Consider the following 23624-nt stretch of genomic DNA (forward strand, 5'->3'; position numbering starts at 1 on the left):
CGGGTCTGAAGTGGCGCGCCGGCAACATCGTGAGGAAGGGTCATGAATCGGTTTATTTGTGTTCTAGCGCTGAGTGGGAGTGCCGTGCTCGCGGGCTGTGTCGCCCCGCCGCCCAAGCCCAATGACCCTTACTACGCGCCGGTGCTGCCGCGTACGCCGCTGCCTTCCGCGTCCAACAACGGTTCGATCTACCAGGCCGGCTTCGAGCAGAACCTGTACAGCGACCGCAAGGCGTTCCGGGTCGGTGACATCATCACCATCACCCTGAACGAGCGGACCAACGCCAGCAAGGGTGCCAACTCGGCGCTGACCAAGACCAGTTCCAACAGCATTGGCCTGACCTCGCTGTTCGGTGCCGTGCCCAACACCAACAACCCGCTGGGCGACGGCGACCTGACCCTGAATGCCGGCTACAGCGGCAATCGCGCCACCAAGGGCGACAGCAAGGCGGCCCAGAGCAATAGCCTGACCGGTTCGATCACCGTGACCGTGGCCGACGTACTGCCCAACGGCATCATCGCGGTGCGCGGCGAGAAGTGGATGACTCTCAATACCGGCGATGAGCTGGTGCGGATTGCAGGCCTGGTACGGGCGGACGACATCGCCACCGACAACACCGTGTCCTCGACCCGGGTCGCGGATGCACGCATTACCTATTCGGGCACCGGCTCGTTTGCCGATGCCAACCAGCCTGGCTGGTTCGACCGTTTCTTCCTCAGCCCGCTGTTCCCTTTCTAGGTGATGAAAAGACTCATGCTCAATTTCAAGCACCTGATGGCGGCGGCGTTGTTGCTGTCCACTTCCCTTGGCGTCCAGGCCGAGCGGTTGAAGGACATCGCCAGCATTTCCGGCGTGCGTTCCAACCAATTGATCGGCTATGGCCTGGTGGTCGGGCTTAACGGTACCGGCGACCAGACTACCCAGACGCCTTTCACCTTGCAGACCTTCAACAACATGCTGTCGCAGTTCGGCATCAAGGTGCCGGCCGGCTCCGGCAACGTGCAGTTGAAGAACGTCGCGGCGGTGTCGGTGAGTGCCGATCTGCCAGCGTTCGCCAAGCCGGGCCAGCAGGTGGATATCACCGTGTCCTCCATTGGTAACTCCAAGAGCCTGCGCGGCGGCACCTTGCTGCTGACGCCGCTCAAGGGTATCGACGGCAATGTCTACGCCATCGCCCAGGGCAACCTGGTGGTGGGTGGTTTCGATGCCGAAGGACGCGACGGTTCGAAGATCACCGTCAACGTACCGTCGGCCGGGCGGATTCCTGGTGGCGCCTCGGTCGAGCGTGCCGTGCCCAGTGGTTTCAACCAGGGCAACAGCCTGACCCTGAACCTCAACCGTTCGGATTTCACCACCGCCAAGCGCATCGTCGACAAGATCAACGACATGCTCGGCCCAGGCGTGGCCCAAGCCATCGACGGTGGCTCGATCCGGGTGACCGCGCCCCTGGACCCAAGCCAGCGTGTGGACTACCTGTCGATCCTGGAGAACCTGGAGATCGATCCGGGGCAGGCGGTGGCCAAGGTCATCATCAACTCCCGTACCGGCACCATCGTGATTGGCCAGAACGTCAAGGTCTCGCCGGCGGCGGTGACCCATGGCAGCCTGACCGTGACCATTACCGAAGACCCGATCGTCAGCCAGCCCGGCCCTCTGTCCAATGGCCAGACCGCGGTGGTGCCCCGCTCGCGGGTCAATGCTCAGCAGGAAGCCAAGCCGATGTTCAAGTTCGGCCCGGGCACCACTCTGGATGAGATCGTCCGGGCGGTGAACCAGGTGGGCGCGGCGCCAGGCGACTTGATGGCCATCCTTGAAGCCTTGAAACAGGCCGGCGCCTTGCAGGCCGACCTGATCGTGATTTGAGGTGAGCGCCATGGATATTCGTAAGAGCGGACTGATTGGCAGCGGCGATTCCGGGTCTTACTCCGACCTCAACCGCCTGCAGCAACTGAAGGTCGGCGACAAGGACGGCGAAGCCAACGTGCGCAAAGTGGCGCAGGAGTTCGAGTCGCTGTTTCTCAATGAAATGCTCAAGTCCATGCGCAAGGCCACTGACGTCATAGGCCAGGACAACCCGCTCAATACCCCGGCCGCCAAGCAGTACCAGGACATGTATGACCAGCAGTTGGCGGTGTCCCTGTCTCGCGAGGGTGGCGGTATCGGCCTGGCCAATGTGCTGATGCGCCAGATGATGAAGAACAAGCCGGCTCATCCGAATGCGGCCACCACGACTTTGCCGGCCGCGGCGCCGGTGGCGACTCCGACGCCGATCGCTGCCGGTACCACGGCCCAGGATGGTCCGTTGAGCCGGGTCAACGGCCAGCGCCCGATGTGGGCTTCGCGGGCCCACGATCCTTTGCGCACGAGCGTGGCACATAACGACATGGTGCTGCTCAACCAGCGTCGTCTGTCCCTGCCCAGCAAGCTCACCGATCGCCTGTTGACCGGCATCGTGCCGTCGGCCGGTGCCGTCGAGGGCGGCGCACAGAACGCCGCGCCGACCCGCAACAGCCCGGCCGCCGATGCCGTGCTGCGGGGCGAGTGGCGGGTCAATCAGGGCTACGCCGCGTCCCAGGGCAAGATGCGGGTCTATGGCCGGGCCATGGCCCAGCCGCCGCTGGCACCGGCCAAGCGTGCCTTCAGTTCCGCCGACGACTTCGTCGCCACCATGCTGCCGATGGCGCAGCAGGCGGCCCAGCGTATCGGGATCGATCCGCGCTACCTGGTGGCCCAGGCCGCCCTGGAAACCGGCTGGGGCAAATCGGTGATGCGCCAGCAGGATGGCAGCAGCAGCCACAACCTGTTCGGCATCAAGGCCGGCAGCAGTTGGCAGGGTGCACAGGCCCGGGCGATCACCAGCGAGTTCCGCAACGGGCAGATGGTCAAGGAGACGGCGGCGTTCCGTTCCTACGATTCCTATCAGGACAGCTTCCACGATCTGGTGACCTTGTTGCAGAGCAACAATCGCTATCAAGAAGTGCTGAAGGTGGCCGATAAACCAGAACAGTTTGTTCGCGAGTTGCAAAAAGCCGGGTATGCAACGGACCCGGATTACGCAAGCAAGATTTCGCAGATAGCCAAGCAGATGAAGAATTACCAGAACTACGCTGCGGCTGGCGTTTCCACGAATTTATAAGGTCTGAATCATGAGTTTGCTCAATATCGGGATGTCGGGGCTGGCCGCCAGCCAAACGTCGTTGATGACCACGGGTAACAACATTGCCAACGCCGACACCGCCGGGTACTCGCGTCAGCAGACCGTGCAGGGCACCAAGGCCTCCAGCCAGAATGGCAACGTCTTCATCGGCACCGGCACCACCCTGGCGGACGTGCGCCGGGTCTATAACAGCTTCCTCGATGCCCAGTTGCGCACCGCCACCTCGCTCAACAGCGATGCCGCGGCGTTCCAGGGGCAGATCAGCCCGATCGACCAATTGCTGTCGGATAGCGGCACCGGCATGACCGGCGCCCTGACCAAGTTTTTCGCCTCGGTGCAGAACCTCAACGCCAAGCCTACCGACGAGGCTTCCCGGCAGTTGCTGCTCAGCGACACCCAGGCCCTGAGCAACCGTTTCAACTCCGTATCCAGCCAGCTCAACCAGCAGAACACCAATATCAACGGCAACCTGGCGAACATGGCGGACCAGGTCAACAAGCTGGCCAACACCGTGGCCCAGCTCAACCAGAAGATTTCCGAGCTGTCGACCAACGGCAACGGCATGCCCAACGATCTGCTCGATGCGCGTAATGAAACCGTGCGCCAGCTTTCGACCTTCATCGGCGTGCAGGTCTCGGAGCGTGGCTCCAGCGTCGACCTGTACCTGGGCAGCGGCCAGCCGCTGGTCATGGGTAACTCGGCCAATACCCTGGAAGTGGTGCAGGGCAAGAACGACCCGAGCCGCTCCGCGCTGCAGTTGAACCGGGGCTCGAGCAGCATCGATATCACCAACCTCACCACCGGTGGCGAGATCGGCGGCCTGCTGCGCTACCGCAGCGAAGTGCTGGATCCGGCGATGAACGAGCTGGGCCGCGTAGCCCTCGTGGTCGCCGACCAGATGAACAGCCTGATGGCTCAGGGCATCGACAAGAACGGTGATTTCGGCGGCAACCTGTTCAACGACATCAACAGTGCCCGGATGATCAGCCAGCGCAGCATTGGCAGTGCCAGCAACAGCGCAGGCTCGGGCAACTTCGATGTCACCATCAAGGACACCGGCAAGCTGAGCACCAGCGACTACACCGTGACCTTCAGCAGTGCCACCGACTACAGCGTCAAGCGCTCCGATGGCACCGACATGGGCAGCTTCAGCACTACCACCAGCCCGGCACCGGTGATCGATGGCTTCTCGCTGAAACTCAATGGTACGGTCGGTGCCGGTGACAGCTTCAAGATCACCCCGACCCGCAATGCCGCTACCACCATCCAGACCGAAATGACCGACCCCAAGCGCCTGGCCCTCGCGGCTCCGCTGAAGGCCGAGCTGGCTGCCGGGCTCAAGAGCTCCCTGAGCATTTCCGCGCAGCCTTCCTTGAGTGTGCCGATCGACAACTACGACGCCGCAGCCAAGCTTGAGATGCAGACCGCAATCAAGAATTCAGGCCCGGTCAAAGTGGTGTTCAATGCGCCGGCAGGCGGCAGCCAGAGCTACGACTATTTCGATGCCAAGGGCAACAAGATGGGCAGCGGCTCCATCGTTCCCGGGCAGACCAACACCCTCAACCTGCAGATCAACATGCTGGATGCCAGCGGTGCGCCGATCACCGACGGCGGCACGCCACCGGTGACCAAGACGTTCGGCGTGCAGATGACCGTGGCCGGCGCTCCCGCTGCCGGCGACAGCATGAACATCTCGGTGAACGGCGCCGGCTCTTCGGACAACCGCAACGGCCTGGCGCTGGCCGGTTTGCAGAGTAAGCAGACAGTCGATACAGGTTCTGCCAGCAAAGGCATCACCCTGGTGGACGCCTACGGCAAGCTGATCGAGAACGTCGGCGCCAAGGCCAGTCAGGGCAGCCTCGACAGCGCCGCTACCGGCACCATCCTGGCTAACGCCAAGGGCGCCCGGGACTCGCTGTCCGGGGTCAACCTGGATGATGAGACCGGCAACCTGGTCAAGTTCCAGCAGTACTACACAGCGTCGTCGCAGATCATCAAGGCTGCGCAGGAAACCTTCAGCACGCTGATCAACAGCCTTTAAGGAGTCGTAGCCCATGCGCATTTCCACCTCCCAGTTTTACGAGTCCTCGGCTACCAACTACCAGAAGAACTTTTCCAAAGTGGTCCAGAGCAGCGAAGAGGCCAGCAGCCTGGTTCGCGTCAAGACCGCTGCCGACGATCCGGTAGGTGCCGCGCGCCTGCTGCAACTGGGCCAACAGGCTTCGTTGCTGGACCAGTACAAGACCAACACCAACTCGATCAAGGCTTCCCTGGGCCAGACCGAATCGGTGATGACCAGCATCAACAACGTGCTGGCCCGCGCCAAGGAACTGGCCTCCGGTGCCGGTAACGCCGGTTACACCGACGCCGACCGCCAGGCCAATGCTTCGGAACTGGGGCAGATTGAAGAGCAGTTGCTGAGCCTGATGAACTCCCAGGACGAAAACGGCAAGTACATCTTCGGTGGCTCCAAGGATGATGTTCCGCCGTTCAGCCGCAACTCCGATGGCACCTACAGCTACAACGGTGACCAGAGCAGCCTGCAACTGCCGGTCGGCGACACCATGATGATGGCCGCCAACAGCACCGGTTGGGACGTGTTCCAGCAGGCACTGAACACCAGCCGCAGCCAGGTCACCATGACCGCGCCAGCCGTGGATGACGGGCGGATTTCCCTGTCCAACGGCCAAGTGGCCAACAACGGTGCTTACAACAGCCAATTCCGCAGCGGCGAGCCTTACACCGTGTCCTTCGTGTCGGGCACCCAGCTGAAGATCGTCGACGGCAGTGGCAACGATGTGACGGCCGAGGCCAGCAAAGGCGGTGTTTTCGGCACTGCGCCGAACCAGACCGTGAGCTTCCGTGGGGTCGACCTGAGCCTGAACGTCAACCTCAAGTCCGGTGACGACGCCAACGCCGTGCTGCCGGGGCATACCTTCACCCTGGGCTCCAAGCCGGACACCTTCAACGTGGCGCGCTCTCCGGGCAACCCGAGCATGACTCAGGTCTCGAACACCAGCATTACCGATCCGGTGGCCTACAACTCCACCTTCCCCAGTGGTTCGGCGATCCTTAAGTTCACCAGCGCTACCAATTTCGATCTGTACGCTGCGCCACTGACCGCTGATAGCAAGCCGGTGTCCTCGGGCGTGGTCGGGCCGGGCAACGTCGCCACCGCGGCGGGCGTGAGCTTCACCCTGACCGGCGCGCCTTCTCCGGCGGCCAACGATCAGTTCAGTGTGTCGGTCAACACCCACGAGACCCAGAACATACTGGATACCGTGAGCCAGCTGAAAAACGCCTTGAACACGCCAACCGCCGGCAACACCCTGGCGACCCAGAAGCAACTGGCCGACCTCGCCTCGGGGATGGCCAACCTGGCCAGTGGCATCGACCAGCTGTCCATCGGTATCAGTTCGGTGGGTGGTCGTGGTTCGGCCCTGGACACCCAGACCGAAATCAACGAAAGCCTGGCAGCTGCCAACACCAAGACCCGCTCGGCCATCAGCGACTCCGATCCGGCCGAAGTGATGACTCGCCTGACCCTGCAGCAGACCATGCTGCAAGCCTCGCAGCTGGCCTTCAGCAAGATTGCCCAACTGGGTCTGTTCAACAAGGTCTGAGTGCGTGGCGTTCGGGCTGGCGCCCGGACGCCGCGATCTTCGAGCAGCCAGCCGTCTTTTTTAAGCGGTCTTGCAGCCCTGGCATCACTGGCCAGGGCTCGCCGCTCGAGAGTTTCCCGCCGTGAGCCAAGCCCCTCTAGTCAGCATCGTCATTCCCGCCTTCAACCCACGCTTCTTCAGCCAGGCTCTGGAAAGTGCCTTGGCGCAGACCTATCAGCCACTGGAGATCGTTGTTTGCGACGACAGTCCCGGCGATGAAATCCAGCAGGTTGTACAAGGGCTGAGCGAACCCGCGCACCCGGTGCGTTACGTGCGCAACCCGCAACCTCTGGGGTTGCAGAAAAACCTGTTGCGCTGCGTGAAAGAGGCCCGGGGCGAGCTGATCAAGGTGCTTTGCGACGATGACCGGCTGTTTGCGCCGAGCATCGCCCTGCAGGCGCAAGTGCTGATCGAGCACCCTGAGGTCAATCTGGTGTTCGCACTACGGGTGTTCAACGACGAAGGCAACTCCATTCTTCCGCCGCGGATTGAAAACTGCCGCTTTGCGCCGCTCGACGTGCTGCTCAAAGGCGATGACATGCTGGCGATCTTCGAGGGTACGCGGAAAAACTTCCTCGGCAACTTCAGTGCGGCACTGATGCGTCGAGCCGACGTGCTGGAGGTACTGCCAGCCCTGATCCACAAGGGCGCCGGTTTTGTCGCCTTGCTGGACCTGGCGCTGTTCATCTGCCTGATGCGCCGCGGCAATCTGGCGGCCCTGTCCACCGTGTTGAGTTGCGAGCGCCTGTATCAGGGGCGTTTCAGCCGCACGCCGCAAGTGCTCAAGGCCGTTGCCACCGAATGGGAATGGCTATTGCGGATGCTCTCCGAGCGTTCTGGCGAGTCGGCGCCCGCTGCGGGCTGGGTGCGTTACGTTGAACTGGCGCGAGCCGCCGAGCAGCCACGGCCATGGCGTGAGCTGGGGGTGCTCCATGTGCTGGGCAATCGCAGCGCCGTGGTCAACGGTCGGGTAGGGGGCGAGAGTCAAAGCTACGAGGAGTTCTACCAGCAATGGCTGGCGGCACGTTGCCTGTCGGCGGCGGAACAGCGGTTGCTGCCGCAGCGCATCGAAAGCTGGCCGCGGCGGGTGCGGATCGTGCCGATCGTCATGGACCTGGCAGGTGATGGCGCCGCTCTCGAGCGGACTCTGGGCAGCCTGGCCGGCCAGTTGTACCCAGCTGAAACGATCGTGGTGTTGTCCACCGCTGCCGGTACAGCCGGGGAGGCTGTGCTGCGTCAACCCTTGCGGGCCGACTGGGCCGGGCAACTCAACGAACTGATCCCTCGCCTGGATACCTGTGACTGGTTCTATCTGTTGCAGTCGGGTGACCAACTGCGTGACACGGCACTGCTGGTGCTGGCCGAGCGGATCGCCAACACCCCGGCCATGCTCTGCGCCTACAGTGACGAAGGCGCATTGCTTGATGGTCAGTCAACCGAACCGGTGTTCAAGCCCGACTTCAACCTCGATTTGATGCGTGCCTACCCTTATGTCGGGCGCTCGCTGGCCTTTTCCCGCGAGCGTTTCCTGAGCGAGGGAGGCTTCGATTGCGCACGTGGCGAGCTGGCGCCCCAGGATCTGTTGTGGCGGCTGGTGGAAAATGTGGGCCCGCAAACCATCGAGCATATTGCCGATATCCAGATCGAGTCCGAGTTCCCGTTCGCAAAGTGGCTGTCCCGGCCCCAGGTCATCGAAGCCAGTGAGGGGCTGGTCGCTGCGCACTTGCAGCGCATCGGCGTGCAGTACCGGATCCGCCATGATGATTTGCCCTTGCTCAATCGCATCGACTATCAGCACGGTGCGCGGCCGCTGGTGTCGATCATCATCACCTGCGGGGATTCGCTGCCGGCCTTGCAGCGTTGCGTCGAAGGCCTGATCGAGCAGACCGCCTACAACCATTACGAGATCCTGCTGGTGGCTGCCGGCAGTCGCGACCCGGACATGGCTGACTGGCTGGCGGCCATGGGACAGTTGGGGGGCAACATGCTGCGGGTCCTGCCTTATGCCGGCCCCGCCAACCAGGCGGCCTTGACCAACAGCATTGCGGCCCAGGCTCGCGGCGACTACCTGCTGTTGCTCAGCCACGACATACGGATCTGTACCAGCGACTGGCTGGACGAGCTGCTCAACCAGGCCCAGCGTCCGGAGGTGGCTGTCGTGGGGGCGCGCATCCTTGCTACCGATGGCTCCATCCTGCATGCCGGGCAGGTACTGGGCATGTCTGGGCCCGTGGGGTCGCCGTTCATCGGCGAGGCACTGGGTGCCCGTGGTTATATGCAGCGTCTGCAGGTGGTGCAGAACTGGAGTGCGGTCAGCCGCGACTGCCTGATGATCCGCAAGGACGTGTTCGACAGTCTGGGCGGGCTGGATGAACAGAGTTTCGGCGCTGACCTGGGTGAAGCCGACCTGTGCCTGCGCGTCGATCGCGATGGCTACCTGGTTGTCTGGACCCCCCACGCCACCCTGATGCTGGCCCCGGCGGTGGCGCCACCGCAGGCGCCTGAGCAGCAGCAGATGCAGGCGGCTGAACAGGAGCGCTTCTACCGTCAGTGGCTGCCGAAGATCGCTCGCGATCCAGCCTACAATCCGGCCTTGAGCCTCGGGTTCTCCAGTTTCAGCCTGGAACCCAGCCTGCGCAACAACTGGAACCCGTTCTGCTCACGAGCCTTGCCGCTGGTGCTCGGCTTGCCGGTCAACAGCAGCGCGGTCGGGCATTACCGGGTCACCGGGCCACTGCGCGAGCTGGAAGCTGCAGGCAGGGTCATCGCCCGGGTGGCATACGAATCTCCGACCACCGTGGAAATCGAGCGTTTGTCGCCCGATACCATCGTGCTCCAGGGGCGCTACAGCGACGGCGCGGCCAGCGACATTCTGCGAATGAAGAAGTACTCCAGTGCGTTGCGGGTCTTCGAGCTCGATGATTACGTGGTCAGCGCGCCAAAGAAAAACAGCCATGCTCGCAACAAGCCGGCGAACATCGAGCAGATGCTGCGCGACGGCATTGCCCTGTGCGATCGGCTGGTGGTCACCACTCAGCCGCTGGCGGATGTCCTGTCGGACATGCACAGCGATATCAGGGTAGTACCCAATATGCTCGCCCCTGAACCCTGGGCGGGGCTGAGCAGCCGTCGCGGTACATCCAGCAAGCCGCGGGTCGGCTGGGGTGGTGGCACCAGTCACACCGGGGACCTGGAGGTCATAGCCGATGTCGTGCGTGAACTGGCCTCTGAGGTGGAATGGGTGTTCTTCGGCATGTGCCCCGATGCCTTGCGCCCTTATGTGCACGAGTTCCATCCGGCGATTGGCTTGCAGGGTTACCCGCTCAAGCTCGCCAGCCTGAACCTCGACCTGGCTCTGGCACCTCTGGAGTTCCATATTTTCAATGACTGCAAGAGCAACCTGCGGTTGCTGGAGTACGGAGCCTGCGGCTACCCGGTCATTTGCACCGACACTGAGGCCTATCGTGGCTTCCTGCCGTGCACCAGGGTTCGCAGCAACACGACCGAGGAGTGGCTGCAGGCGATCCGCATGCACCTCAGTGACCCTGTTGCCAGCTACCGCATGGGAGATGAATTGCGCGAGGCGGTACGGCGCGACTTCATGCTGGGCCCCGACAACCTGCAGCACTGGATGTGGGGCTGGTTGGCAGACTGAAGAAGCCGCTGCAAAAAAAAGCCACGCCTGCCAAGCGTGGCTTTTTTGTTTCTTGCGTGGCCTCTCGCAGTGGCGGGTGCTGCGCTCTACGCACCGATGGAACTGGCGCGTTTCCTGCAGCCTTGCTGGCAATTGTCATAAAACGAACGCTGTCGATGATCGGGTGTGTCTTCCGGCGCTCATGGGTGTAGCGCACGCGTGCGGGTAGCTTCCGGCTCGCCTGTTGTGGCTGGTGCCTGGAGTCAGGCGTAGCGTTGGCCAGGTGTTGAGCAGTTCTCAAGCCAATTCTTTGGCGCATCCAGGGGCGCAGTTGCGCTCGCGGGATGGATGAGCCGAGAGGGACATGCCGGGATCGGGTTCGTACAACATTAATGATTTGAGGTTCCAGGCGATCAGCCGGATGAGGGAATGGACAGATGTGGGTTCAAACAAAAGCAAACGAGGATGCAGCCCCAATGAGTGAGCGTTTCACTCTGGTGCTATTGACCCATGAGGCCAAGGCGCTGGCACAGCGAGCGCTGCGCTACTACAGCAGCTTTGCCTGTTCCATCCTGGTTCTGGACTCCTCGGAAAAGGCGGACGAGTCTCTGGCTCGCCAATTCCCGAAGGTGGATTACCGCCACGTGCCACAGTTTTCCCGGCAGGACCAGCAGGGCAAGCTGACTTACGGTGTGGGCCTGGTCGACACGCCTTACCTGGCGATTGCCAGCGACACCGACTTTTTGATCGCCGATGGGATTAGCGCCGCGCTTGCTTTCCTTGATGCCCACCCCGATTACGCAGTCTGCCATGGCTATGGCCTGATGTATTCGGCGCGGGTCCTGGAAACCAGCTATTACCTGCGCGATCGCAAGGGGCCCGAAGACTTCGCCGCCGCGAACGGGCGTGAGCGGATCATGAGTTTCATGGGGCATTACCTGAGCCCCTTCAATGCCGTGACCCGCACCGATGTGCTGCGCCAGTGGTACAGCCAGTTGCCACCTGCGGTGAGCGCCGAGTGGCTGGATATCGGTTACGCCTTCTTCCTGTTGGCCACTGCCAAGGCGCGGATCCTGCCGGTTCCGTTCATTGTTCGTGAGGCCAATAGGGAGGCCCTGGAGCGCACCGCCCGCATTCAGGCGTTGCTGAGCAGCAAGGATGCCGGCTCGTTGGCCCAGCATCAGCAATTTGCCGAGTTTCTTGCGACCCTGCCGCACAACTGCGAAGGCCCGGATGCGCAGCAGATGAAGCAGCTGGCGCTGGACAGCTTTGCCGCCTTGGCCGAGTGCCTTGAAAGTGGCCGTTCGCTCAAGGGTGTGATGATCTTTCGCTCCACCTGGAGCGAGGTCGGCAAGGACCCGGTGCGTGCTTTCGGCTCGGAGCAGTTTGTCGAAATGCCGTTCTACAACCAGCCGATGTTCGATCTGTTGACGCAGATCGAGTTTCTTGTGCATGCGATGCCTGCGGGGCGCCTGCAGCTCAATGAGCTGGAGGGGGTGCTGCTCAAGCAGGAGGAATTGCTGCGGGTGCACTCGAATGACACGGCGCGAACCCTTCGCAGCCGGCTGTGGGAAGCCATGGCGCTGAACCTGTTCAACTTCACCGTGGTCAAGCGCCTTGCCGAGTCGATGCGCGATACCGACGAAGTGGAGGTGTTCCGCGAACTGCAGGAGTGGGCGGCCCGCCTCAAGGCGCTGCCGGCCACCGATAGCAGCGCGTTGTTTGCCAATACCCAGTCCGGGCAGTTGTTCAGCTGGCTGGAAGGTCGTGGCCCGAAACCGGGTCAGTTCAAGTCGATCGCCCATCTGCTGGGAAGGCGCGCCGGCGGGCCGCAGTTTCAGATTCTGCTGCTCGACCTCGACGCCGACATGATCAAGTTGCAAGCCACTTTCGATTCCCTGATGGCCAACCACTGCAAGGCATTCAAGCTGGTGGTGCTGACCACCGGCGATCTGCCGGCGATGACCACGGCACAGGACACTGTGCACTTCGTCAAGGTCAGCCAGGGCAACTATATCGAGCGCCTGAATCAGCTGGTGGCGCAGTCCACAGCGCACTGGGTAGTCCTGATGGAGGCGGGTGACCAGCTCACCGCAAGCGGGCTGCTGCGGGCAAGCCTGGAGTTGCTGGGCGCCGAAGGCATCAGGGCCGTGGCGATGGATGAGGTGCAGCGGCAAGCCGATGGCACCTTGCGTCACGTGTTCCGTCCCGGAGTCAATCTGGACCTGCTGCAAAGCGCCCCCAATCTGATGGCGCGCCATTGGCTGTTGCACCGTGAAGTGCTGGTGCAGGCAGGTGGGTTCAACCGCGAGTTTGCTCGGGCCGTCGAGCTGGATCTGGTTCTGCGCCTGATCGAAGACGGCGGTCTGGCCGGCCTGGCTCATCTCGCCGAGCCGCTGCTGATCTGCCAGGCTGCGCCAGCCGGGGAAAATGCCGAGGAGCGCCAGGTACTGAGCCGTCATCTGGCCAATCGTGGGTATCGGGCTCAGGTCAGTTCTGCCCAGCCAGGGACCTACCAGATCGACTATCAACATGCCGAGCGGCCGCTGGTTTCGATCATTCTGCCGAGCCAGGACAACTTCGCCGAGCTGCAACGCTGTCTGGTGAGTGTGCTGCAACGTACCCGCTACCAGCGTTACGAGGTGCTGATTGCCGAGAACCACAGCCAGAACGCCGAACTCGATAGCTGGCTGGCCAGCCTGGAACGCCAGGGGGAGCGGATCCGGGTGTTGCGCAGCGGCCAGCGGGTGAGCACTTCGGCACTGCACAATGCAGCCTGCGCTGAAGCCAAGGGGGAGTACCTGCTGCTGCTTTCGGCCGATGCCGAAGTGGTCAATGCCAACTGGATCGACAGCCTGCTCAACCAGGTACAGCGGCCGGAGATCGGGATTGTCGGCGCCAAGCTGGTGAATGAGCGCGGCATGACCACCCAGGCGGGCCTGATCCTCGGCCTCAATGGCCAGCTGGGCGCAGCCTTCGCCGGAGAGGCCAAGGATGCTCCGGGCTACATGAACAGCCTCTGGGTGGAGAAGAACTACTCGGCGGTTTCCGGCGTCTGCCTGATGATCGCCAAGGCGTTGTTCGAGGCCGTAGGTGGTTTGGACGAGGAGCATTTCGACCAGGCCTTCGCCGATGTCGATCTGTGCCTGAAGGTGGCCGATGCCGGTTATCTCACCGTCCTGACTCCGCAAGCGCAGGTCATGCATCCCGGCACCCTGGCGCAAGATCCACAGGCCTTGGCAGCCCTGAAAGACAAATGGGCGGCGCGCTTTGCGCAGGATACGGCCTACAACCAGAACCTGGCGTTGACTGGCAAGGGCTTTGCCCTGGGGGCCGCGAGCGCGGTGAACTGGAACCAGTTGCTGGGATAAGGAATCAATGATGTTCAATGGCAAATCCATTTTCATTTCCGGTGGCACCGGCTCCTTCGGGCGCAACTTCATTCGACGCCTGCTGGAGCAGTATCAGCCCAAGCGGGTCGTGGTGTTCTCTCGCGATGAGCTCAAGCAGTACGAGATGCAGCAGACCTTCAATGCGCCCTGCATGCGTTACTTCCTCGGCGATGTTCGCGATGCCGAGCGCTTGCGCCAGGCGATGCGGGGTATCGACTATGTGGTGCATGCCGCGGCGCTGAAACAGGTGCCGGCGGCCGAATACAACCCCACGGAGTGCATTCGCACCAACGTCAATGGCGCTGAAAACATCATTGCTGCGGCCATCGACAACGGGGTACAGAAGGTCGTTGCCTTGTCCACCGACAAGGCTGCGAGCCCGATCAACCTGTATGGCGCCACCAAGCTGCTGTCGGACAAGCTGTTCGTGGCGGCGAACAACATCGCGGGTGAGCAGGCCACTCGATTTGCCGTGGTGCGCTATGGCAACGTTGCAGGCTCCCGAGGCTCAGTGGTGCCGTTCTTCAGCCAGCTGATTGCCCAGGGCGCAACGGAGCTGCCCATTACCGATGAGCGCATGACCCGCTTCTGGATCACCCTGGACCACGGGGTGCAATTTGTTCTGGACAGCTTCGCGCGGATGCACGGCGGGGAGATTTTCGTGCCGAAGATTCCGTCGATCCGCATCGTCGATCTGGCCTTGGGGATGGCCGCGCACTTGCCACACAAGCAGGTGGGGATTCGTCCGGGAGAGAAGCTCCATGAGTTGATGGTGCCTCTGGATGATGCGCGCATGACCCTGGAGTTCGACGATCACTACACGATCCAGCCCTCCATCCGCTTTACCAGCGTCAACGTTGATTTTGCCGTGGACGGCAAGGGCGAGCGGGGCGTTTCTGTGGCCGAGGATTTCGAGTATCGCTCCGATACCAATCCGGACTTTCTGTCGGTCGGGCAGATAGCCGAACTGCACACCAGGATCGCACCATGATTCCCTATGGTCGCCAAAGCCTTGACCAGGAAGATATCGACGCCGTGCTGGGGGTCTTGCACTCCGACTGGTTGACCCAGGGGCCAGCAATCGAGTCTTTCGAGCAGGCAATGGCGACCGTCTGCAAGGCGGCCTATGGCGTAGCGGTGTGCAACGCCACTGCCGCCTTGCATATTGCTTGCCTGGCGGCGGGCCTGGGGCCGGGTGATAGGTTATGGACCACTCCTAACACATTCCTCGCGTCGGCCAACTGTGGTCGTTACTGTGGTGCGGATGTGGACTTTGTCGATATCGATCCGCGGACCTGGAACCTCGACGCCGAGGCATTGGCCCTCAAGCTGCAAGCGGCCGAGGCCAACGGGGCACTGCCCAAGGTGGTGATCGCGGTGGCGTTCTCGGGGCAGAGCTGTGATATGCGACGCCTGGCGGAACTGGCCGAGCGTTATGCCTTCACCTTGATCGAGGATGCCTCCCACGCGGTGGGCGCCAGCTATGCGGGGCGTCCGGTTGGCTGTGGAGAATTCGCGGCGATGACGGTGTTCAGCTTTCATCCGGTGAAGATCATCACCAGTGCCGAAGGTGGAATGGTCATGACCAATAGCCCGGAGCTGGCGGATCATCTGCGTCGTCTGCGTAGCCATGGCATGACCCGCGACCCGGCGCAGATGGTGGGCCAGAGCCATGGCCCATGGTATTACCAGCAGGTCGAACTGGGCTTCAACTACCGCATGACCGATCTTCAGGCGGCGCTCGGGCGTTCGCAGTTGAATAAGCTACCGGGCTTTTTACAACGCCGGCGTTATCTTGCAGAGCGTTATCAGCATCTGTTGCAGAGCCTGCCGTTGAGCCTGCCCCAGGCTCAACCTGATGCTCACTCGGCCTGGCACCTGTATGTCGTGCGCTTGCAACTCCAGCACATCAAGCACTCGCACCGTGAGGTCTTCGAGGGGCTGCGCAAGGCTGGGATCGGAGTCAACCTGCATTACATCCCAGTGCACCTGCAACCCTACTACCGGGATCTGGGTTTTGCTGAGGGTGATTTCCCCGAGGCGGAGCGTTATTACGCCCAGGCCGTCAGCTTGCCGATGTATCCCGGGCTGACGGATGACCAGCAGGACTACGTTGTACAGCAATTGCGACATTGGATTCAGGAACTGTAGCGCCATGAGCTCGATCGCGATTATCCCCGCCCGAGGTGGAAGCAAGCGAATTGCGAGGAAGAACCTCAAGCCCTTCGATGGCGTGCCGATGCTCGCCCGTTCTATCGATAAGGCGCTGGGTTCGGGGTTGTTCCAGCGCGTGGTGGTCAGCACCGACGATCCCGAGATCGCCGAGCTGGCCATTGCCTGTGGCGCAGAGGTGCCTTTTGTCCGACCGCAGGCTCTGGCGGATGACTTCACCGGCACTGCGGCGGTGATCGTGCATGCCTTGCAAGCGTTGCGGGAGCTGGGGCAGCAATTCGAATATGCCTGTTGCATCTATGCCACCGCCCCCCTGTTGCAACTGCGTTTTTTGCGCCAGGGGCTGGCGTTGCTGGAGCAGCATCAGGACAGGTCGTTTGCCTTTTCGGTGTGCAGTTTTGGTTTTCCGGTGCAACGGGCGCTGACGCTCGACGAGCAGGGCGCTCTGGGCGCGCTGTATCCGGAGTTCAGTCAGGCCCGTTCCCAGGATTTGCCCGTGGCCTATCAGGATGCGGCGCAGTTCTACTGGGGTAGAAGCCAGGCCTGGCTGGAGGGGGAGGCGTTGTTCTCTTCTCGCAGCTTGCCGGTGATCCTGCCGCGTCACCTGGTGCAGGATATCGACACCGACGAGGATTGGCGGCGGGCGCAATACCTGTACGCCGCGCTCAAGGCCGCAGGAGAGCTGGAGTGAGGGTGCTGATCCGGGCTGACGCCTCGCCGGCGATCGGCAGCGGCCACGTGGCCCGCTGCCTGACCCTGGCTCAGGTGTTGCGCCAGCAGGGGGCCGAAGTTGCATTCGCCTGCCGTCGCCTGCCCGGCAATCGCTTGGCGGCCTTGCAAGCTGAAGGTTTTCCGACCTTTGCACTGCCTGAGTTCTATACCGATGAGAATCCTCGGTTGGGTATCGAAGCACCCTTGCCCTGGCAGGCCGATATCGCGGCACTGCAGGAAGCCCTGGTAGATCAGCCGGCCTTCGACTGGGTGCTGGTGGATCACTACGGCCTTGATCATCAGTGGCAAAGCGCCGCTCGCCGATGGGCGCCGCGGATCGCCGCGATCGATGATCTGGCCAACCGCCGGCATGCCGCAGATCTGTTGCTGGACCAGAACTTCAGTGGTTCGGCCGAGGCGTATGCCGGGTTGTACGGCGCACAGTGCCGGACCTTGTTCGGGCCGCACTTTGCCTTGCTGCGTGAGGAGTTCCGGCGCCCTCCGATCCTGATTCGGCCGCAGGCCCGGCGGCTGCTGGTGAACTTTGGAGGTTTCGATGCTGCCGGCCAGACCCACAAGGCCATGCTGGCGCTGGCGGACCTGCATGAACTGCAGGTGGATTTTGTTGCTGGCAGTGGCAACCCGGATTGGCAGGCCATGCAGATGCTGGCAGCAGACCGGCCGAACTGGCACTTGCACAGTTATGTGAACGACTTCGCCGGGTTGCTGGCCGAAGCAGACCTGTGCCTGGGGGCCGGGGGCGGTACCAGTTGGGAGCGTGCGGTGCTGGGCGTGCCTACGTTGTGCATCACCGTGGCCGGCAATCAGCAGGCCAATGCCCGGCTGTTGGCTGAAGCGGGTGCCCACTTGTACCTGGGACCTTGTGAACAGGTGGAAGTCGGACAACTGCGCGATGCCGTGAAGCTCATGCTGGGCAACCCTGGGCTGCGCCATAGCCTGGCTGCTCGTGCCCGGAAACTGGTCGATGGCCTGGGCTCGCAGCGGGTGGCCGCGGCGCTGTTCGCGGCGGCAGTTCGTCTGCGACCGGCGACCCTTGACGATGCCCGGCTGCTATTTGACGGGCGCAATAGTGATCTGGTCAGGCGCTGGTCGCAGCAGCCCGAGGCCATCGACTGGTGGAACCATGTGCAGTGGCTGGAGGCCTGTCTGAGCGACCCACAGTGTTTGCTGCTGATCGCCGAGTTGCCAGATGGCCCTCTGGGAATGCTGCGTTATGACCGGGAGGGAGGGCTGGCCGAGGTGTCGATCTACCTGTTTGCCGGACGCTTCGGCCTAGGCTGGGGGCAGGTTCTACTGGAGCAGGGGGAGGCCTGCCTGCTGCGCCATTGGCCCGATGTGCAGCGCCTGCGGGCACAGGTCCTGTCGAATAACCAAGTGTCGCTGAGTTTGTTTCGCCGGGCTGGCTATCGCCAAGGCGCCTGCGAATTCACCCGTATGTTGAAGGAACATCTGGATGACTAGTTTCAAGATTGGCTCGCGCTTCGTGGGCGCCGGCCATGGGCCGTTGATCATTGCGGAGATGAGCGGCAACCATAACCAGTCGCTGGATGTGGCCTTGCAGATTGTCGAGGCAGCGGCCAGGGCCGGTGCCCATGCACTGAAGTTGCAGACCTATACCGCCGACACCATGACGCTGGACCTCGCTCAGGGCGAGTTCTTCATCAAGGACCCGGACAGCCTCTGGGCTGGATCATCGCTCTACCAGCTGTACCAACAGGCCCACACACCCTGGGAATGGCATCAGCCGATCTTTGCCCGGGCCAAGGCCCTGGGCATGCTGGCCTTCTCCACGCCATTCGATGAGAGCGCCGTGGATTTCCTGGAAAGCCTCGACGTTCCGGCCTACAAGATCGCCAGTTTTGAAAACACCGACCTGCCGTTGATTCGCCGGGTGGCCGCTACCGGCAAGCCGCTGATCATCTCCACTGGCATGGCCAGCATTGCCGAGCTGGACGAAAGTGTCCGGGCTGCACGACAGGCGGGTTGCCGCGATCTGGTGCTGCTCAAGTGCACCAGCACCTATCCTGCATCACCGACCAACAGCAATCTGCTGACCATTCCTCATCTGCGGGAGTTGTTCGGCTGTGAGGTGGGCTTGTCCGATCACAGCATGGGTGTTGGTGTGTCCGTGGCGGCGGTGGCGTTAGGTGCCACAGTGATCGAGAAACATTTCACCCTGGATCGAGCTGCCGGTGGGGTCGACGCCAGCTTCTCTCTGGAGCCTGCAGAGATGGCCAGCCTGGTGCTGGAAACCGAGCGGGCCTGGCAGGCCATGGGGCGGGTCAGCTATGGCGCCACCCAGGCCGAGAGCAAATCGCTGGTTTACCGCCGGTCGCTGTATGTCACCCAAGACATGCAGGCCGGAGAGCTGTTCAGCGCCGACAACGTGCGGGCCATCCGTCCCGGGCTGGGGCTCGCTCCCAAGCACTATGACGCCCTGCTTGGCCGTCGCGCGCGCCAGGCCCTGAAGCGCGGCACCGCGCTGGACTGGGCATTCGTCGAGTAGCCCTTTGTATGGCAGTTTCGGCAAAATAGCGTGACCTGTGAGTCATAACGTGCATCTTCACTGTATTGTATCGCCCGGGAAGATGGCGCCAGCCCTGTGTGACAGGTCCAGTGATAGCCCTTGGTTCTTCCCGATACCGCCGTGTTTCGGCGCAAGTATCTGTGTTTTTTCGGCAGCCCCTGCTCGGTCATCGCGCGGGGGTATTGAGCTGTTTATTATTGGGAAGCCGTAATGATTGGCATAAAAAGCATTGCGAGCTACGTGCCTGTAGCCGGCGTGGACAATTACGCACAAGGTGCAAAATTCGCCAAGGATGAAGAGTTCATCCTGGGCAAGATCGGTTCGGCCTTCCTGCCGCGCAAAGACGCCGGGCAAGAAACCTCCGATCTGTGTGTCGAAGCAGTCAATGCATTGTTTGCCGCTAACCCGGAACTCAAGCGCGAAGCCATCGATGTGTTGATCGTGGTTACCCAGAACGGTGACGAAGAAGGTTTGCCTCACACTGCGGCGATCGTACAGGACAAGCTGGGCCTGCCCACCACCGTCGCGGCCTTTGATATTTCCCTGGGTTGCTCCGGGTACGTCTACGGCATCTATGCCATCAAGGGGTTCATGGAAGCTGCTGGCCTGAAGAATGGCCTGCTGGTCACCGCTGACCCTTACTCGAAGATTGTCGATCCCGAAGATCGCAATACCACCATGCTGTTCGGTGACGCCGCCACGGCCACCTGGCTGGGCGAGGACGCCACCTGGCAGCTGGGCAAGGCCAAGTTCGGTACCGATGGCTCGGGGGCTCCGCACCTGAAGGTCACCGATGGTGTGTTCTTCATGAACGGCCGCCAGGTGTTCAACTTCGCTCTGCTGAAAGTGCCGGCACACCTGCACGAGTTGCTGGATGAGTCGGGGCTGAAGTCTGACGATATCGATGCCTTCTGCATTCACCAGGGCAGCGCGGCGATCGTCGATGCGGTGGCCCGGCGTTTCGAAGGCAACCCCGACAAGTTCATCAAGGACATGGTGGAGACCGGCAATACCGTGTCCTCCAGCATTCCGCTACTGCTGGAAAAGCACATGTTCGATTCCAGTTGGAAGCGCGTTGCCCTCAGTGGCTTCGGCGTTGGTCTGTCCTGGGGATCGGCCATCATCTACCGCTCCTGAGTTTCAGCTCGCAGCGGCACAGATAGCGCTCAAGGTGTAATCTTGAGCGCTATTTTTTTGCACGAGTGATAAGCGAGGCGGCATGAGCGACAGCTTTGAACACAACGCCCGGGTGATTGGCGAGCGCTGGCCGGCGCTGCTGGCACGGGTGCAGGCTGAGGATGCTGCTGTGCTGCAGGCGGATCTGGTGGAAGGCCTTGGCTCGACACTGAGCATTGGCGGGGTCCAGCTGACCAGTCGCCATGATCGCAGTCGCGAGGCTCAGGTCCAGGCCGCCAGCCTGCCTGAGGCGGCGGTATTGCACCTTTACGGCTGTGGCTTGGGTGACCTGCAAATGGCGTTGCTGCAGCGGCCGGGGCTGGAGCGTCTGTATGTGCACATTCTCAATGGCGCACTGTTCAAGCTGGTGCTGCAAGTGCTGGAACAGCAGGCCTGGCTGGCTGATCCACGGGTCGAGTTGTTGTATGCCGGCGACCTGCCGGAGATTGCATTGCCGTTTTTCGCCCTGCCGGCCGAGCTGGTGCTGGCCGATGACTACAACGCGAAGATCCGCGATCGGTTGATCAGCGAGACTCATCTGTCCTTCAATAATCGTTTGTTTGCCGCAGATACAGCGGATATCGCCGAGCGCCTGGCTGCCATTGAGCCTTGGGTTGGGATGGATCGCGATATTGCCGAGCTGTTTGATCGCCATCCCGGGAGTGAAGTCTTTGTTATCGCTACGGGGCCGAGCCTGGAGCATCACTACGCGGCATTGCGCGCCGTGTCCGGCCAGGCGCAGCGGCCGCTGCTGATCTGTGTCGACACGGCATACCAGCCGCTGCTCAAAGAGGGCATCCGGGTGGACCTGGTGGTGAGTGTCGACCAGCGAATTTCCACCCGGCACCTGCCTGCTCAAGGCAGTGACGGCACCGCTCTGGTGTATATGCCGCTGGCGGACCCGCAGGTACTCGAGGGCTGGCTCGGGCCGCGGTATGTGGCCTATTCCTCCAGCCCGGTGTTCCAGGCATTGCGCCAGCGCATACCCCGGGCAAAGCTGCATGCCGGTGGCAGCGTGATTCATCCGGCCGTGGATCTGGCGGTGAAGATGGGAGGGCGACGGATCACCCTGTTTGGTGCGGACTTCGCGTTCCCCATGAACCGTACCCATGCCGGTTGGCATGACGGCGATCTTGGCCCGCAACTCGGCGCGGCCCGACACTGGGTGCTGGATGGGCATGGGCAGCGAGTCAAGACCCAGCTTAATTTCCGCAGCTACCTGTGCGAACTGGAGCGCTATATCAGCAGTCAGCCTGAGGTGGCGTTTTTCAATACCAGCCGTGATGGCGCGATGATCCTCGGTACCACCTTTCACCCGGATTTTGCTCAATGAATCAGCTAGAGCCTGTGTTTTCCCGAGCCAGAGAAGTCGCCGATCTGTTTCGTCTGGGGCGTGATGTCGAGGCGGTGGGTGTCATGGTTGAGCTGTTCGATCCCATCCAGTCGTTGGTGGATGGAGCTGCGCTGCCTGTCCAGCAGGATTGGGCGAAATTGCTGACCCTGATGCTGGCATGCCAGGAAGGGCAGGACTGGTTGGGATTGGCCGACTATCTGGAGTACGAGCTGCTGGACTGGTTGCAGGTCGAGTTTGGTGGATGAGGGGGCGGCAGGCTGGGCGAGTGTTTTGGATGGGGATTTTCTGGCGTCAGTTTTTCGTTCGGTGTCGGCTTAACCCCTTGTTTTTCAAGGGATGGCCGGGTGATGGCAAATATTTTTGAAAAAGCCCTAAAGCAACTTGCATTACCGACGATAACTATTACGAAGGTTCTCTAGGCCATTACCCGGCGGTTGCCAGGGCCGGAAGCCGCAGTACCCAACCAACGAGGAATTCGTCATGGCTTTAACAGTAAACACTAACGTCACGTCGTTGAACGTTCAGAAAAACCTGAACCGCGCTTCCGACGCTCTGTCGACTTCGATGACTCGCCTGTCTTCCGGCCTGAAGATCAACAGCGCAAAAGACGACGCCGCCGGCCTGCAGATCGCTACCCGCATGACTTCGCAGATCCGTGGTCAGACCATGGCGATCAAAAACGCCAACGACGGTATCTCCATCGCCCAGACCGCTGAAGGCGCGATGCAAGAATCCACCAACATCCTGCAGCGTATGCGTGAACTGGCTGTTCAGTCGCGAAACGACTCCAACGGTACTCAAGACCGCGTTGCTCTGAACAAAGAATTTGCTCAGATGTCGGACGAGCTGACTCGTATCGCCAAGTCGACCAACCTGAACGGCAAGAACCTGATCGACGGTTCCGCTGGCACCATGACCTTCCAGGTTGGTTCCAACACCGGTTCCACCAACCAGATCACCATCACCCTGGACAGCGGCTTCGACGCTGCCACCCTGGGCGTTGACTCCGGTACCATCAACATCACCGGTAACGACAGCACCACTGCCGAGACCAACACCAAGGCCGCGATGGACGCCATCGACAAGGCTCTGGCTACCATCAACTCCAGCCGTGCGGACCTCGGTGCTGCCCAGAACCGTCTGACCAGCACCATCTCCAACCTGCAGAACATCAACGAAAACGCCAGTGCTGCACTGGGTCGCGTACAAGATACCGACTTCGCTGCTGAAACTGCCCAGCTGACCAAGCAGCAAACTCTGCAACAAGCTTCGACCGCAGTTCTGGCCCAGGCCAACCAACTGCCATCCGCTGTACTGAAACTGCTTCAGTAATAGCTGGCTAAGCTTTGGCGGGGGAGTGCGCTGGTCGTGCTCTCTCGCTTTTTTACTTTAAGAGGTGATGGACATGGATATGAGCGTGAAGCTGAACTTGTCTTATCCAGCGGCCAAGCCGGTGACGCCTGTCGCTGACAAGCCCGTGGAGAAGCCTCGAGAGGTCGTTCCTGCAGTTGCCAAAACCGCAGCTCAGGACAGTAAGAAAGAAGCTCGGACCGAGCAGGAAAAGTTGAAAATGGCCGTTCAGGAAATTGAAAAGTTCGTCCAGTCGGTCAAGCGCAATCTAGAGTTCTCGATCGACGAGCCTTCCGGAAAGGTCGTGGTCAAAGTCATTGCCAGTGATTCGGGTGAAGTGGTTCGCCAGATCCCCAATGAAGAAGTGCTGAAACTGGCCAATAGCTTGAATGATGCGAGTAGTCTGTTGTTCAGTGCCAAGGCCTGACAGCTGGCATGAAAATTGTTGCTGGTTACGTTTGAGCGCTG

The 23624-nt window shown here is 61.6% G+C and carries 17 protein-coding genes; all 17 read left to right on the forward strand.

Annotated features, from left to right (window positions below; genetic code table 11):
- Positions 1–42: 42 nt before the first annotated feature.
- The 17 genes from flgH (at position 43) to ABCR88_RS08825 (ending at position 23583) form a co-directional block, all read left to right on the forward strand.
- Positions 43–738 (forward strand): flagellar basal body L-ring protein FlgH, encoded by a 696-nt coding sequence (gene flgH / locus ABCR88_RS08745; protein ID WP_011059951.1) that lies wholly within the window; start codon positions 43–45, stop codon positions 736–738.
- Positions 739–753: 15 nt separating this feature from the next.
- Complete coding sequence (locus tag ABCR88_RS08750; protein ID WP_011059952.1) at positions 754–1863, forward strand: flagellar basal body P-ring protein FlgI; 1110 nt, start codon at positions 754–756, stop codon at positions 1861–1863.
- 10 nt (positions 1864–1873) lie between these two features.
- On the forward strand, positions 1874–3136 hold the full coding sequence (flgJ, locus tag ABCR88_RS08755; RefSeq protein WP_011059953.1) for a flagellar assembly peptidoglycan hydrolase FlgJ: 1263 nt from the start codon (positions 1874–1876) through the stop codon (positions 3134–3136).
- Between the two features lie 10 nt (positions 3137–3146).
- Positions 3147–5198, forward strand: coding sequence for a flagellar hook-associated protein FlgK (gene flgK / locus ABCR88_RS08760; RefSeq protein WP_041116648.1), 2052 nt, complete (start codon positions 3147–3149; stop codon positions 5196–5198).
- 13 nt (positions 5199–5211) lie between these two features.
- Positions 5212–6780, forward strand: coding sequence for a flagellar hook-associated protein 3 (locus ABCR88_RS08765; RefSeq protein ID WP_011059955.1), 1569 nt, complete (start codon positions 5212–5214; stop codon positions 6778–6780).
- Positions 6781–6901: 121 nt separating this feature from the next.
- Positions 6902–10474, forward strand: a complete 3573-nt coding sequence (locus ABCR88_RS08770) for a glycosyltransferase (RefSeq protein ID WP_325985686.1) — start codon at positions 6902–6904, stop codon at positions 10472–10474.
- Positions 10475–10890: 416 nt separating this feature from the next.
- A complete protein-coding gene (locus tag ABCR88_RS08775) occupies positions 10891–13824 on the forward strand; it encodes a TIGR00180 family glycosyltransferase (protein WP_041116653.1) in 2934 nt (977 codons plus the stop codon).
- A 10-nt stretch (positions 13825–13834) separates the two neighbouring features.
- Complete coding sequence (gene pseB / locus ABCR88_RS08780; RefSeq protein ID WP_041116655.1) at positions 13835–14836, forward strand: UDP-N-acetylglucosamine 4,6-dehydratase (inverting); 1002 nt, start codon at positions 13835–13837, stop codon at positions 14834–14836.
- Complete coding sequence (pseC, locus tag ABCR88_RS08785) at positions 14833–15996, forward strand: UDP-4-amino-4,6-dideoxy-N-acetyl-beta-L-altrosamine transaminase (RefSeq protein ID WP_053149722.1); 1164 nt, start codon at positions 14833–14835, stop codon at positions 15994–15996. The genes pseB and pseC overlap by 4 nt, the downstream gene beginning before the upstream one ends.
- Positions 15997–16000: 4 nt before the next feature.
- A complete protein-coding gene (pseF, locus tag ABCR88_RS08790) occupies positions 16001–16708 on the forward strand; it encodes a pseudaminic acid cytidylyltransferase (RefSeq protein WP_077933583.1) in 708 nt (235 codons plus the stop codon).
- On the forward strand, positions 16705–18210 hold the full coding sequence (gene pseG, locus ABCR88_RS08795; RefSeq protein ID WP_325985687.1) for a UDP-2,4-diacetamido-2,4,6-trideoxy-beta-L-altropyranose hydrolase: 1506 nt from the start codon (positions 16705–16707) through the stop codon (positions 18208–18210). The genes pseF and pseG overlap by 4 nt, the downstream gene beginning before the upstream one ends.
- Positions 18203–19255: a pseudaminic acid synthase gene (gene pseI / locus ABCR88_RS08800; protein WP_053149725.1), complete on the forward strand. Its 1053-nt coding sequence runs from the start codon at positions 18203–18205 to the stop codon at positions 19253–19255. The genes pseG and pseI overlap by 8 nt, the downstream gene beginning before the upstream one ends.
- A gap of 231 nt (positions 19256–19486) precedes the next feature.
- The gene (locus ABCR88_RS08805) at positions 19487–20413 is read left to right on the forward strand and encodes a ketoacyl-ACP synthase III (RefSeq protein WP_011059962.1); all 927 of its coding nucleotides are present in this window, start codon (positions 19487–19489) and stop codon (positions 20411–20413) included.
- A gap of 82 nt (positions 20414–20495) precedes the next feature.
- Positions 20496–21785 carry a 6-hydroxymethylpterin diphosphokinase MptE-like protein gene (locus tag ABCR88_RS08810; protein WP_350023745.1) on the forward strand — a complete coding sequence of 430 codons (1290 nt, stop codon included), beginning with the start codon at positions 20496–20498 and terminating at the stop codon, positions 21783–21785.
- Positions 21782–22051 carry a hypothetical protein gene (locus ABCR88_RS08815; RefSeq protein WP_350023746.1) on the forward strand — a complete coding sequence of 90 codons (270 nt, stop codon included), beginning with the start codon at positions 21782–21784 and terminating at the stop codon, positions 22049–22051. The genes ABCR88_RS08810 and ABCR88_RS08815 overlap by 4 nt, the downstream gene beginning before the upstream one ends.
- Before the next feature lie 235 nt (positions 22052–22286).
- Complete coding sequence (locus ABCR88_RS08820; RefSeq protein WP_011059965.1) at positions 22287–23138, forward strand: flagellin domain-containing protein; 852 nt, start codon at positions 22287–22289, stop codon at positions 23136–23138.
- Positions 23139–23211: 73 nt separating this feature from the next.
- Complete coding sequence (locus tag ABCR88_RS08825; protein ID WP_015634628.1) at positions 23212–23583, forward strand: flagellar protein FlaG; 372 nt, start codon at positions 23212–23214, stop codon at positions 23581–23583.
- Positions 23584–23624 lie beyond the last annotated feature (41 nt).

The sequence above is a fragment of the Pseudomonas sp. W17 genome (assembly GCF_040268305.1).
Taxonomy (GTDB): domain Bacteria; phylum Pseudomonadota; class Gammaproteobacteria; order Pseudomonadales; family Pseudomonadaceae; genus Aquipseudomonas; species Aquipseudomonas protegens.